Annotated in this window: 12 protein-coding genes; 8 read left to right on the forward strand and 4 right to left on the reverse strand. The window is 35.3% G+C overall.

The features are described from left to right. Nucleotides 1-42: 42 nt before the first annotated feature. From D0817_RS22195 to D0817_RS22210, 4 genes are read right to left on the reverse strand one after another with little or no spacing between them, the layout of a single operon-like run. Entirely contained in the window at nucleotides 43-774 is a 732-nt protein-coding gene (locus D0817_RS22195) for a head GIN domain-containing protein (protein WP_127340540.1), read from the reverse strand. 19 nt (nucleotides 775-793) lie between these two features. Next, the gene (locus D0817_RS22200; RefSeq protein WP_127340541.1) at nucleotides 794-1,855 is read right to left on the reverse strand and encodes a hypothetical protein; all 1,062 of its coding nucleotides are present in this window, start codon (nucleotides 1,853-1,855) and stop codon (nucleotides 794-796) included. Then, nucleotides 1,839-2,378, reverse strand: coding sequence for an anti-sigma factor (locus tag D0817_RS22205; protein ID WP_127340542.1), 540 nt, complete (start codon nucleotides 2,376-2,378; stop codon nucleotides 1,839-1,841). The genes D0817_RS22200 and D0817_RS22205 overlap by 17 nt, the downstream gene beginning before the upstream one ends. Further along, nucleotides 2,375-2,929 (reverse strand): RNA polymerase sigma factor, encoded by a 555-nt coding sequence (locus tag D0817_RS22210; RefSeq protein WP_127340543.1) that lies wholly within the window; start codon nucleotides 2,927-2,929, stop codon nucleotides 2,375-2,377. Before D0817_RS22210 ends, D0817_RS22205 begins: the two co-directional genes overlap by 4 nt. Before the next feature lie 283 nt (nucleotides 2,930-3,212). Between D0817_RS22210 and lon the strand changes: the two genes are divergently transcribed. The 8 genes from lon to rpsA all read left to right on the forward strand — a co-directional run bounded on the left by lon (nucleotide 3,213) and on the right by rpsA (nucleotide 13,277). Next, complete coding sequence (lon, locus tag D0817_RS22215) at nucleotides 3,213-5,666, forward strand: endopeptidase La (RefSeq protein ID WP_127340544.1); 2,454 nt, start codon at nucleotides 3,213-3,215, stop codon at nucleotides 5,664-5,666. A gap of 226 nt (nucleotides 5,667-5,892) precedes the next feature. Beyond that, nucleotides 5,893-6,912: a type IX secretion system protein PorQ gene (porQ, locus tag D0817_RS22220; protein WP_127340545.1), complete on the forward strand. Its 1,020-nt coding sequence runs from the start codon at nucleotides 5,893-5,895 to the stop codon at nucleotides 6,910-6,912. Between the two features lie 8 nt (nucleotides 6,913-6,920). Next, the gene (locus D0817_RS25740; RefSeq protein ID WP_161568457.1) at nucleotides 6,921-7,076 is read left to right on the forward strand and encodes a hypothetical protein; all 156 of its coding nucleotides are present in this window, start codon (nucleotides 6,921-6,923) and stop codon (nucleotides 7,074-7,076) included. Between the two features lie 121 nt (nucleotides 7,077-7,197). After that, nucleotides 7,198-7,890, forward strand: a complete 693-nt coding sequence (gene cmk, locus D0817_RS22225) for a (d)CMP kinase (RefSeq protein ID WP_127340546.1) — start codon at nucleotides 7,198-7,200, stop codon at nucleotides 7,888-7,890. Between the two features lie 68 nt (nucleotides 7,891-7,958). Continuing rightward, complete coding sequence (locus D0817_RS22230) at nucleotides 7,959-9,335, forward strand: nucleoside permease (RefSeq protein WP_127340547.1); 1,377 nt, start codon at nucleotides 7,959-7,961, stop codon at nucleotides 9,333-9,335. 198 nt (nucleotides 9,336-9,533) lie between these two features. Continuing rightward, nucleotides 9,534-10,184, forward strand: a complete 651-nt coding sequence (locus D0817_RS22235; protein ID WP_127340548.1) for a hypothetical protein — start codon at nucleotides 9,534-9,536, stop codon at nucleotides 10,182-10,184. Between the two features lie 260 nt (nucleotides 10,185-10,444). Next, nucleotides 10,445-11,323: a hypothetical protein gene (locus D0817_RS22240; RefSeq protein WP_127340549.1), complete on the forward strand. Its 879-nt coding sequence runs from the start codon at nucleotides 10,445-10,447 to the stop codon at nucleotides 11,321-11,323. A gap of 175 nt (nucleotides 11,324-11,498) precedes the next feature. After that, nucleotides 11,499-13,277 (forward strand): 30S ribosomal protein S1, encoded by a 1,779-nt coding sequence (rpsA, locus tag D0817_RS22245; RefSeq protein ID WP_127340550.1) that lies wholly within the window; start codon nucleotides 11,499-11,501, stop codon nucleotides 13,275-13,277. The last annotated feature ends 65 nt before the right edge of the window (nucleotides 13,278-13,342 follow it).

A 13,342-nucleotide genomic window follows, 5' to 3' on the forward strand; every position in this document is an offset into this window, starting at 1 on the left:
TATTCAAAATATCATTCAAAGAATATAAAGAAGCCGTTTTTTTTAGGCTTTCGAAATACTTCCTGATCCGCTGACTTTCGTGTCTTTTGTTTTTGGATTACCCACGTATTCAATGTCACCCGAGCCCGAAACTCTTGCTTTTAGGTTTTCACTGCAAAATACTTTACCGTCACCTGAACCCGAAATGGTGATATCTACATTTTTAGCTTTTAATGAAGCCGCATCAATATCTCCGGAACCGGATAATTTCGTTACGAAATTTCCAGTATTTCCTTTTAAGACAATATCTCCGGAACCGCTTACCGCAAGGTTAAATTTTGTCGCATCAATAGCCAGATTTAAATCGCCGGAACCAGATAGTGCCGCCGAAAAAGAATCCGATTTTATAGTGCTTTTTGATCGTATGTCTCCTGAACCTGAAAGTGAAATAGCGGCTATTTTTTCAAAAGGTATGGTTACCTGAACTGTTTTTCCGCTGCCTGGACTAATGTTTGTATTTTTCTCGGTATAAATTTTAAGCACATTGCCCTCCACTTCAACTTTAATATAGGCTTGTAAATTTTCTTCGGCTTTTACAGTGATCGCTCCTTCTTTTCCCGATACCAAATCCACATCAAAGAAACCGGAAACCTTAATTTCGTCATATCCGCCTGTCGAGCGATTATTGGTTACCACTTTTCCGTTTCCTTTTATTTTGGTTTTAGACCACTGAGCATTGGCTGCCGTGCTAAGAAGAAATATACCGCAAATTAATAGTTTGATTGACTTTTTCATTTTTTGACTGATTTTATGATTATTGTTTTTTGATTAATGTTACATTTCCGTAATTTGAAATAATAACGACTTTGTTCTGGCCTTTTTTCTTATTGTATCCGCTTACCCTTTTACTTGCATTTTTGCTTTCGTTAACGGAGACATCCAAAGAATTGTCACTTTTTATATTTCCATATTTAGTATTAATGTCAAAATCAAAAGAATAATTGGTATCATACCCCAATGAAACGTCTGAATAACCCGAGGTGACATTGATATTGTTGGCCTTTTCGTTTATGATCCCAACATTTAGTTTACTGTAATTAAGATCTGAGATCAATGTGTTTGAAATCTCTGCAATGCTAACAGTCAGATAATTACCTGCTCCTGTAACGCTGCCCATTTTTTGAAATTTAAATGTCCCGTAATTGCAGTCGTATTTTATGTTCTGGCCGTCACCAACCACAAGATCGGTATAATTGGTATCAAGATTGATTTTTCCGGCATCCGTAATTCGTAAACCGGAATAGCGTGCTTCAATATTTCCACCTTTAATGTATTCAATGTTTGAATTCTGGCAATATTCAATATGCACAGTGTTTGCACTTCCGTTTAGTTTTCCCAGGCTTATTTTGCCGTATTTGCAGAAGATATCAGTTGTTGAAGCTAAATCGCCCGCAATAATATTTCCGTATTTATTGCTAAGTTTTACGGTTCCGTTTTTTGGGATTTTAATCACATAATTAATCTCAAAACTGTTACTGCTTCCTTTACTTTTTATCGAGGAATTTCCGGTAGAAGTAACAGCGGAAACCAGTGATTTTAAGGCTGTAATTTCAACATCAATACTGTTCAGTCTTTCGTTTACCCAGTTTTCATTTCCTCCTGTTACTTTTATGGTAATGTCAAGATCAATTTTATCTTCATCCCATGTTGTTACGGTGATATTTCCATATTTATTATCGATATCAATTCCTGCATTCGAATTAACAAGGTATGTTTTTTTTATGGTCTTTTGCTTTGAAATAAAAGTGTCATCATTTGCAAATCCCAAAAATGGAATCAAAATGAATAAAATCAGTATGTTATAGTGTTTTTTCATGTGTAGTGTTTTTTAAATTTTCGTTTTCTTCAATTCTTTGCAAAACGGTCTGCAAAAAAGAGATTCTTGTTTGCAGGTTGCTAATCATAGCGTAAATAATTTGTTTGTTTTCGCCGTTTTTTTGCAATTCATTTATGATCTTCTGATAATCGGCATCAAAGACTTTCATCTGTTTTAATGCATCGTTAATGATCTGCTCGTTTTCCGGCGAACTTTTTTCTTTTAATTTCACCAGTTCATTATCAATTAGAATATTGAAAATTGAATCGGTTCTTTTGGTTTCATTCGATGCAAATTTGAATTCTTTCGGTTTTTGGTTATTGTTGTAAAAAACAGATATTCCCAGCAACAGGACTATCGAAGCAGCAATTCCCCAAACAGCGTAATAATTCTTCTTAGGCTTCTTTTTTTTATTTAATTTATTCAGGAAGTCAAGCTGATGGTCCGGATTCATCTCTTCAACATCCCACTGATTTTCAAATTTTTTAAACAATTGATCTACGTTTTCATTTTCCTTTTTCATATTTCCTCTAATTTTTTTCGTAAGCTTTCTTTGGCCCTGCTTAGTGTTGTTCTGCAGTTGGCATAAGTAATGTTTAGAATTTCGCTGATTTCTTCCTGATCGTAACCTTCAATATAAAAAAGGGTTAAGACCATGCGGTAGTTGTCTTTTAATCCTGAAATTACATCCAGGACCTGTTTCACTTTTAGTGAATTCAAATCTATGTTCTCAGAGAAAAAACTGTCGTTTTCTTCTGTTTTGTATAAAGTCTTGCTCAGATCTTCTACCTGAAAAGCGTTATTCTTTTTATAAAAGTCAATGCTGTAATTGACAATTATTTTTTTCAACCACGCCCCAAAAGCAACTTCCTGCTTGTAGTCGTTTATTTTTGTAAATGCTTTCAAAAAGCCTTCCTGCATGACGTCCTGCGCAAAATGTTCGTCTTTTACAATTCTGTAAGCTACATTGTACATGGCTTTACAGTAACGATTGTAAACTTCGAATTGTGCTTTTTGATTATTCTCTTTACAAAGCGTGATTAATTCTTCGATATTTTGGTTTGTTATATTCAAGTACTGGTTGCTGGTTTTTTATAATGACTTGACTTTTTTTGGTTTGTTACAGTTTGCATAAAATTAATTGTATTTTTTTTTAAAACTTCTGTTTTTATGGTAATTTGAATGCTGTTCCTAATTTCAAAACTGTCTTTTTTGCTTTTGGCACAATGATTGTCTATTTTTATGGCCTATCTTGTAAAGGATACACTTATGATTGTTTGGCTTAAAAGGGCAGCATCTGGGATTATGTTTACAATTAGAATGAAACTTTTAATGACAAAACGACTTATACATTATTATGTCAAACCATAAAATACTTACTATTGACAATCTGTCACTTCAGGAATTTGACTCAGAAGCAGAATTAATTCCATTATTAACTCCGGAAGACGAAGAAGAAATGAACAACGAGGAGCTTCCGCTATCGTTGCCTATTTTACCTTTACGCAATACTGTTTTATTCCCGGGTGTTGTTATTCCGATTTCGGCAGGAAGGGATAAATCCATAAAGCTGATTAATGACGCTAACGCCGGTGGAAAAATCATAGGTGTAGTTTCCCAGATAAATGAAGAAGATGAAGATCCGTCTAAAGATGATATTCATAAAATTGGAACCGTAGCCAGAATTTTGCGTGTTTTAAAAATGCCTGACGGAAATGTTACCGTCATCCTGCAGGGAAAAAAACGTTTTGAAATTGATCAGGTAGTTTCAGAGGAACCTTATATTACAGCCACTATAAAAGAAGTATCAGAAGAACGTCCGGATGAAAACGACACGGAATTCACTGCTATTTTAGATTCTGTTAAAGAACTGGCTATTCAGATCATTAAAGAAAGTCCAAACATTCCTTCAGAAGCCACTTTTGCGATTAAAAACATTGAGAGTCAGTCGTTTCTAATCAATTTTGTGTCTTCGAATATGAATTTATCCGTAAAGGAGAAACAAGGTTTATTGTCGATAAATGGCTTAAAAGAAAGAGCACTTGAGACTTTACGTTATATGAATGTGGAGCTGCAAAAACTGGAATTGAAAAATGACATTCAGTCAAAAGTCCGTTTTGATTTAGACCAGCAGCAGCGTGAATATTTCCTTCATCAGCAAATGAAAACCATTCAGGAAGAATTGGGAGGCGTTTCGCAGGAAGAGGAAATGGATGAAATGGGGCAGAAGGCAAAAACGAAAAAATGGGACGAAAAAACGCAAAAACATTTCGAAAAAGAATTGTCCAAAATGCGCAGAATGAATCCGCAATCTCCTGATTTCGGAATTCAGCGTAATTATTTAGAATTGTTTTTGGAATTGCCATGGGGCGAATATTCGAAAGATAAATTTGACTTGAAACTGGCTCAGAAAATATTAGACAAGGATCATTTCGGACTTGAAGAAGTGAAGAAAAGAATGGTTGAACATCTGGCTGTTTTGAAACTTCGTAACGATATGAAATCGCCAATTATTTGTTTAACAGGGCCTCCGGGTGTTGGTAAAACTTCTATTGGGCGTTCTGTTGCAGAAGCGCTGGGACGTGAATATGTGCGTATCTCATTAGGCGGTCTGCGTGATGAAGCAGAAATTCGCGGACACAGAAAGACGTATATCGGTGCAATGCCCGGAAGAATCATCCAGAGCCTGAAAAAGGCCGGGACATCAAATCCTGTTTTTATTCTAGACGAAATTGACAAACTTTCAAGTGGGAACAGCGGAGATCCTTCTTCTGCCTTACTGGAAGTACTGGATCCGGAACAAAACAGTGCTTTTTATGATAACTTCCTTGAAATGGGTTACGATTTATCAAAAGTGATGTTTATCGCCACTTCTAATAATATGGCTGCCATTCAGCCCGCATTACGCGACAGGATGGAAGTAATTAAGATGTCAGGTTATACCATTGAAGAAAAAGTGGAAATTGCCAAAAGACACCTTTTTCCAAAACAACTGGAAGCACATGGATTAACTGCCAAAGATTTGACCATTGGTAAAAAACAACTGGAGAAAATTGTAGAAGGTTATACACGTGAATCAGGGGTGCGTAATCTGGAAACTAAAATTGCTCAGGTTATTCGTAATGCTGCAAAAGCAGTAGCGATGGAAGAGGAGTACAATAAAAAAGTGACAGATGAAGATATCCTCACTGTTTTGGGTGTACCAAGATTAGAGCGTGATAAATACGAAAACAATGATGTTGCGGGAGTTGTCACAGGTTTGGCCTGGACAAGTGTTGGCGGAGATATTTTATTTATTGAGTCTCTAATTTCCGAGGGAAAAGGTTCCTTAAGTATTACAGGTAACTTAGGTACCGTAATGAAAGAATCAGCTACCATTGCATTGGAATACATAAAAGCCAACGCCAAAAAATTAGGACTAAGCGTAGAATTATTCCAGAAATATAATATTCACCTGCACGTTCCGGAAGGCGCGACACCAAAAGACGGCCCAAGTGCCGGTATTGCCATGTTGACTTCGCTGGTTTCTTTGTTAACCCAAAAGAAAGTAAAGAAAAGCCTTGCGATGACAGGAGAAATTACCCTTCGCGGAAAAGTTTTACCAGTAGGCGGAATCAAGGAAAAAATCTTAGCGGCTAAAAGAGCTAATATTAAAGAAATCATTTTATGTCACGAAAATAAAAGTGACATCGATGAAATTAAAGCTGAATACTTAGAAGGCCTTACTTTTCATTATGTGAAAGAAATGAGTGAAGTCCTGACTTTAGCCCTGACAGACCAAAATGCCAAAAATGCTAAAATCTTAAAATAAATTTTTTAATTAAATTCCAATATTTTAAATTCCAAATTCCAGACTCTATTTAAAGATTGGGATTTGGAATTTTCTTTTCAATGGAGATTTGGAATTTATTTTTTGGAATTTCTCTTTTTCAATTTGAATTTTCTTTTTGGAATCTAATATAAAATTATTTTATCCATTATATAATTTTATATTTGCATTTGCGTTATTCCCATATATAGGAACGCCTCGAAAAAGCATGCTAAAACACCTTGTTTTATTTTTAATGTTATTGATTTGCTCGGTTTCTTTCGGACAAATTGGAGGCCGTCACACCTATCAGTTTCTTAATTTAACCACTTCACCCAGGCAGGCAGCCTTAGGTGGAAATACGATAACGATCTATGATGAAGATGTCAATCAGGTTATGTTTAATCCGGCAACTTTAAATGAGGATATGGATAATCACCTGGCGATGAATTACGGAAGTTATTATGGAGAAGCGTCTTACGGAACCGCTTCTTATGCCTATACTTATGACAGACATGTTCAGACTTTTTACGCGGGCGTCAGCTATATAAACTACGGCAAATTTGACGGTTATGATGAGAACGGTCAGGCTACTTCAGATTTTACAGGGAGTGAAGGGGCACTTTCAGTAGGTTATGCTTATAATATTCCCTATACGAATATTCATTTTGGCGCCAATGCAAAATTAATAACATCGACCTTAGAAACTTACAATTCTATTGGTGGTGCAATTGATTTGGGCTTTTTGTATGTAGACGAACAAAATGATATAAATCTGGCCCTTGTAGTTCGAAATATTGGAACACAGTTTACCACATATTCCGGAATAAAGGAGAATTTGCCTCTTGAGATCATTGCAGGAGTGTCACAAGAACTCGAACACGTACCGCTTCGCTGGCATCTTTCTTTAGAAAACCTGCAGCAATGGAATGTTTCCTTTTCGAATCCCGTTCGCGGAGAAACGAATATTGATGGTTCCACTAAAGAAGAAAAAGTTTCTTTTGTCAATAATGCTTTGCGACATGTAGTTGTGGGATTCGAACTCTTTCCAAAAAAAGCATTTAACATCAGAATGGGGTATAATTTCAGAAGAGGGGAAGAATTAAGAGTAGAAGAACAACGTAATTTTTCAGGAGTTTCCTTGGGGTTTGGTCTAAAAATGAATCGATTAAAATTTAATTATTCCTATTCAAAATATACTTTAGCGGCTAATACGAGCCTTTTTGGACTAATCTTAAACTTTCAATAGGTAATTTTATGAAACTATTTTATTTAATTATTTTTGTTACGTCAGGTTTAGACGAGACGACTAATAATGCTCTGAAAAGAGCGATAATGCCGCATCAGTATTCGGCTGTTCCGGAGAATGAACAGGATTATTATATTTCGTGCAGCCAGGGCTGTCGATGGTGATTGAAGCTTTTTTTAAAGAATAGAAAAAATAATAGGCAGTTCTAAGTCCAAAATCATCTTAGATATCTACTATTAAATGTACCGCATCTTATTATAAATTTATAAAATCAAAAAGATTATTTTGAAAAAAATAACCATTGCAATCGACGGATTTTCGTCAACAGGAAAGAGTACTTTAGCAAAACAGCTGGCAAAAGAATTAGAATACGTGTACGTTGATACAGGAGCAATGTACAGGGCTGTAGCCCTATTTGCCATGCAAAATCAATTTATAGGACCGAATACTTTTGATAAAAAAGCCCTTACAGAGTCCCTTTCAAAAATTCAGTTAGAATTTAAATTCAACGCTGACTTAGGGTTTGCTGAAATGTACCTGAATGGTGAAAATGTTGAAAAACAGATCAGAACCATTGAGGTGTCCAGCTATGTAAGCAAAGTGGCAGAAGTTTCTGAAGTACGTTCCAAGCTCGTGGAGCAGCAACAGGCGATGGGTACAAACAAGGCTATAGTGATGGACGGCAGGGACATCGGAACTGTAGTTTTTCCGAATGCCGAATTGAAAATTTTTATGACTGCCAGCGCAGAGACCCGTGCACAAAGACGTTTTGATGAATTGCAGGAAAAAGGTGATAACGTTTCATACGAAGATGTTTTGAAAAATGTTGTTGAAAGAGATTATATCGATACGCATCGTGCCGATTCTCCTTTGGTAATTGCAGATGATGCTATCGAAATAGATAATTCTTATCTGAGTCGCGAGGAACAATTCTCTGCTGTTTTGGAATTAATACATGACGTTGTTAAAACCGCTTAATTTTTTGCAGATATCATTTTTAATGGTAGTTTTACCGCTTCATTCATTTACAAAGACAATTTCATCATATGGGAATTAAAAACAGGTTGATTATAATGAGCTTTCTTCAATTTTTTGTTTGGGGAGCCTGGCTTATAACAATTGGAAATTATTGGTTTGGAACTAAAAACTGGGAAGGAACCCAGTTCGGTCTTGTTTTCGGAACCATGGGAATTGCTTCTTTATTCATGCCGACTCTTACCGGAATAATTGCAGACAGGTGGATCAATGCTGAAAAATTATATGGCTTTCTGCATATCATTTACGCATTAGTTTTGTTCGGTATTGCCCAAGTTACCACACCGGATAATTTTATATATGTAATGTTCGCTGCCATGTGCTGCTATATGCCGACAATTGCTTTAAGTAATTCGATATCCTATACTTCGTTAAAACTGAACAATAAAAACATCGTAAAAGACTTTCCTCCAATTCGCGTTTGGGGAACAATTGGTTTTATCGCCGCAATGTGGATTACCAATTTGAGTGGAAGCAAGGCAACGGAATATCAATTTTATATTGCGGGAGTTGGTGCCTTAATTCTGGGGATTTACGCTTTTACATTGCCAAAATGTGAACCACAGCGTCTGACGAAAGAAGATGCTTCATTAGTGGAGACTTTAGGACTCGAAGCTTTTAAATTGTTTGGAAATTACAAAATGGCATTGTTTTTTGTATTCTCTATGTTTTTAGGAGGCGCATTGCAATTAACAAATGCTTACGGGGATGTATTCTTAGATGAATTCAAGCATTTTCCCAAGTATGCCGATTCTTTCGTGATTCAGTATTCGACTATTATTATGTCAATTTCCCAGGTTTCTGAAACACTATTTATTCTCGCGATTCCATTTTTCTTACGACGCTTCGGAATCAAGCAGGTCATGCTGATTAGTATGCTGGCTTGGGTATTGCGTTTCGGATTATTTGCTTTCGGGGATCCTGTGGGTGGTTTATGGATGATTATTATGTCTTGTATTGTATACGGAATGGCATTTGACTTCTTTAATATTTCAGGTTCATTATTTGTGGAAAGTAATACTGATTCTAAAATTCGTTCATCAGCACAAGGTTTATTTATGATGATGACCAATGGAGTAGGAGCTGTTTTAGGGAGTTTAACTTCTGGTTGGGCAATTGATCGTTTCTTTACAAAATCATTTACCAACACCACAGAATTAGCCGGATTTTTGCAAACAGAAACCACAAATTCTAAAATGCTGGAATTTGTTAAAGGACAGGGGAATTCAGTTTCAACGGACGGAATTTTTGCGAACCCAATTTTAATGAAAGACTGGCATACGATCTGGTTGTCGTTTGCAGCTTACGCTTTGGTTATCGCGATTGCTTTTGCTGTTCTGTTTAAACATAAACATGATCCTAAGGAAATAGAAAATTTAAGTCATTAATGACTTCATCAAATATTTAAAACCCGTTTTCAATTATTGGAAACGGGTTTTTCTTTTTTTGTTTTTACCACTTATATACAGCAACATACCGTTTATTACGCAGGTAAGTCATTTATTGTTTTGAGCTAATTAATTGAAAATCAGCATGGTATTTTTGTATCGGATTTAATGGTTAAATCCTTAAAAAAGATACAAAGAATGAGAAGGGTAATTTTTTATGTCCTGTTATTAGTTCCTTTTATAGCACTCTGCCAGACAGGCAGCCACAAACAATTGTCCGGGATATCATCACGTTTCGATCTAATTTGTAAAAATGAAGAGATTATAATTCCAAGAGCAGCATTAAAAAGCAGATCTGATAAGTCGACGATTGTGGATAAGAATACCAAATTTATATTGGTTTTCAATACGGTAAAAGGACCGCAGATTTCAACGGGTTACTATTACTGGTACAACGATAAGTGGAATGACTTGAAAAATCTCACAGAAGAAAGCGGCATACCGAGAACTAATGGTCAGGCAGGAGATCTTTTTCTGGACTTTTCTACCAGAGATGTCTATTTTTATAACGGAACGATCTGGCTTGCCATGACGACGCATAATAAAACCCTGACAGAATCGGTATTTGAAAAAAACACCGGTATTTTAAGTTACAAGGATGGGGCAGGAGAGCCTATTGAAATTAATCTTTCCCAAATTGTGCCAAATTTCGAGAAACCCAAAACGATTTCGCTCAATGCAAAAAAAGAAATCCTTAATTATATCGATAATGACGGAAGACTAACGGTTCTGAAATTGGACGTATTACTTGCAAAAAGTAAAAACACAAACGTGACTGCAGCGTTTTGAGTTGAAGAGGTTCATTTTTTAAACCCGACAGGTTTTGAAACTTGTCGGGTTTATTGCAGTAAGGGATTTCGGATCATGAAAATCGACGGCTTCTGCTTCTTATTACTTAACAACAATTTCTATTTTGTAAGTCCGAAATTTAATATTATTCTTGCAGATGATTTGGTAAGAAAGTTTTAATAAGTTTTGACTGTTTAGGAATGAACTTCTTCTTTGAACCATTAAAAAATCAATCAATAATTTAAATCATTAGTAATTATATGGAGAAATATTATAAACCATCGGGCAAATTTTCGTTAATTTTTATCTTATACTTTTTTCTGGTCAGTGTTACGGCATTTCCTGTATTGGGATTAATCTATGCTTACTGCATTTGGTATATTCCATTCGTATATATTAACTTTTTTATTACGTTAGGTTTTGGTTTTCTCATTGGATTTGTAGTTGCTTTATTTGTTATTAAAAAAGGAAAAGTCAGAAATCCGCTTTTAGGATTTTTTATCGGATTGACAGCTGCTTTTTTGGCATTGTACCTTCATTGGGCAATCTGGATAGATTTAGTAATTAATGCAGGAGAAAGTTATGGGTCTGACAGAATAGGGATTACAGTCAGTAATATTGAGTTTTTACAGGTTTTTTCATTAATATTTCGACCAGATTTAGTTTTAGAATATATCAGCCAGGTTAATGAAAATGGTACATGGGGTATTCGTGGAGCGACAGCGAGCGGTGCGTTCCTTTGGGTTGTCTGGTCAATAGAATTTATTATTGTTATTACGATTTCTGGTTTCCTATCCTATTTAGAGGCAAAAAAACCTTTTTCCGAATCTACTAATTCGTGGTATGAAGAAATTACACTCCCGGCTCTTAGCTATATAGAAGACCAACAGCAAATGATAGCCGATATAGTGGCAAGCAATCATACTAGTTTTGATTTATTGAGTAAAGATATTGATAGTGAAGTAGATAGTCATAGCGTGTTTACGCTCTATAAATCTAAATCCGGAAAAAATTATTTGTCAGTTGATAATAAAACTTCAAAAGTTGATGATAAAGGCAATGTAAAATTTGATAGCGATGAGATTGTAGAATATATTGCAATTAATAGTGAGCTGTCAAAATTATTACTGAATAAATGATGACATTGATAATCATTTGGAATTGTTTTGCTATTACAAATAAATGTATTAATTTTGCAAACCTTTTGGCAGAGAAGAGTTTCCATTAGGTATCAACTATTTATGTAAAACAACTTCTGTTTTTTCTATCGCTTTGAGAAACTCAAGAAAAACAGAATACAAATTTTTTATCAGCATGTCTGAACAATTAAAATCACAAGAAGAGTTTTTAGCAAATTTTAACTGGCATAACTTCGAAGAAGGTATCGATGCAGTAGATGAGAAAAACTTACAGGAATTCGAAGACTTAGTATCAAAAACTTTCATCGCTACAGATCAGGAAGAAGTAGTTGAAGGTGTAGTTGTTAGAATTACAGATAGAGACGTTATCGTTGATATCAACGCAAAATCGGAAGGTGTTATTTCTTTAAACGAATTCCGTTACAACCCGGCATTAAAAGTAGGTGACAAAGTAGAAGTATTAATTGACATCCGTGAGGATAAAACAGGTCAGTTAGTATTATCTCACAGAAAAGCACGTACTATCAAATCTTGGGATAGAGTTATTTCTGCAAATGAAACAGGAGAAATCGTTAATGGTTTTGTAAAATGCAGAACTAAAGGTGGTATGATCGTTGATGTTTTCGGAATTGAAGCTTTCTTACCTGGTTCTCAAATTGACGTTAAGCCAATTAGAGACTACGATGTATATGTAAACAAAATGATGGAATTCAAAGTGGTAAAAATTAACCACGAATTCAAAAACGTTGTTGTATCTCATAAAGCGCTTATCGAAGCTGATATCGAAGTACAGAAAAAAGAAATCATCGGTCAATTACAAAAAGGACAAGTATTAGAAGGTGTTGTTAAAAACATTACTTCTTATGGTGTGTTCATTGACTTAGGTGGTGTTGACGGATTAATTCACATTACTGACCTTTCTTGGAGCAGAATCAACCACCCAAGTGAAGTTCTTGAATTAGACCAAAAATTAAACGTTGTAATCCTTGATTTCGATGATGAGAAAACAAGAATTCAATTAGGATTGAAACAATTAAACGCTCACCCATGGGATGCTTTAGATGCTAATTTAACTATTGGTGATAAAGTAAAAGGTAAAGTAGTTGTAATCGCTGATTACGGTGCATTTATCGAAGTTGCTGAAGGTGTTGAAGGTTTAATCCACGTTTCTGAAATGTCATGGTCTACACATTTACGTTCTGCACAGGATTTCGTAAAAGTTGGAGATGTTGTTGAAGCTGTTATCTTAACTTTAGACAGAGATGACCGTAAAATGTCATTAGGTATCAAACAACTGACTCAGGATCCATGGACTGATATCACTTCTAAATACCCGGTAGGTTCTAAACATACAGGTATCGTTAGAAACTTTACAAACTTTGGTATTTTCGTAGAATTAGAAGAAGGAATTGATGGATTAATTTACATTTCTGACTTATCATGGACTAAGAAAATCAAACACCCATCTGAATTTGTAAATGTTGGTGAGAAACTTGATGTAGTAGTATTAGAATTAGATGTTGAAGGACGTAAATTATCTTTAGGTCACAAACAAACTACTGCTAATCCTTGGGATCAATACGAAGATTCTTTCGCTGTAGGAACTATCCACAATGGTGAAATTTCTGAAATCGTTGACAAAGGAGCTACTGTAGAATTCGGAGATGATATCGTTGCTTTCATTCCTACTCGTCACCTTGAAAAAGAAGACGGAAAGAAATTGAAAAAAGGTGATACTGCTGATTTCAAAGTAATCGAATTCAACAAAGAATTCAAAAGAGTAGTTGCTTCTCACACTGCTATCTTCCGTGAAGAAGAAGAGAAAAACGTGAAAGCTGCAACTGAAAATACTTCATCTAACTCTACTACAAATGCACCAGCTGCAACTTTAGGAGATAACAATGATGTATTAGCTGCATTGAAAGCTAAAATGGAAAAAACAGAGAAAAAATAATTCTCGTTTTCCTTTATATAGAAAGTCCCACAGCAATGTGGGACTTTTTTTTTGCTTTATGCTTT

The sequence above is a fragment of the Flavobacterium cupreum genome (genome assembly GCF_003996965.1).
Lineage (GTDB): Bacteria > Bacteroidota > Bacteroidia > Flavobacteriales > Flavobacteriaceae > Flavobacterium > Flavobacterium cupreum.

What these genes read in the sequence shown, in the direction of transcription:
- D0817_RS22195 (WP_127340540.1), bottom strand. Translation starts at nt 774, where the DNA reads ATGAAAAAGTCAATCAAACTATTAATTTGCGGTATATTTCTTCTTAGC.
- D0817_RS22200 (WP_127340541.1), bottom strand. Translation starts at nt 1,855, where the DNA reads ATGAAAAAACACTATAACATACTGATTTTATTCATTTTGATTCCATTT.
- D0817_RS22205 (WP_127340542.1), bottom strand. Translation starts at nt 2,378, where the DNA reads ATGAAAAAGGAAAATGAAAACGTAGATCAATTGTTTAAAAAATTTGAA.
- lon (WP_127340544.1), top strand. Translation starts at nt 3,213, where the DNA reads ATGTCAAACCATAAAATACTTACTATTGACAATCTGTCACTTCAGGAA.
- porQ (WP_127340545.1), top strand. Translation starts at nt 5,893, where the DNA reads ATGCTAAAACACCTTGTTTTATTTTTAATGTTATTGATTTGCTCGGTT.
- D0817_RS25740 (WP_161568457.1), top strand. Translation starts at nt 6,921, where the DNA reads ATGAAACTATTTTATTTAATTATTTTTGTTACGTCAGGTTTAGACGAG.
- D0817_RS22230 (WP_127340547.1), top strand. Translation starts at nt 7,959, where the DNA reads ATGGGAATTAAAAACAGGTTGATTATAATGAGCTTTCTTCAATTTTTT.
- D0817_RS22235 (WP_127340548.1), top strand. Translation starts at nt 9,534, where the DNA reads ATGAGAAGGGTAATTTTTTATGTCCTGTTATTAGTTCCTTTTATAGCA.
- D0817_RS22240 (WP_127340549.1), top strand. Translation starts at nt 10,445, where the DNA reads ATGGAGAAATATTATAAACCATCGGGCAAATTTTCGTTAATTTTTATC.
- rpsA (WP_127340550.1), top strand. Translation starts at nt 11,499, where the DNA reads ATGTCTGAACAATTAAAATCACAAGAAGAGTTTTTAGCAAATTTTAAC.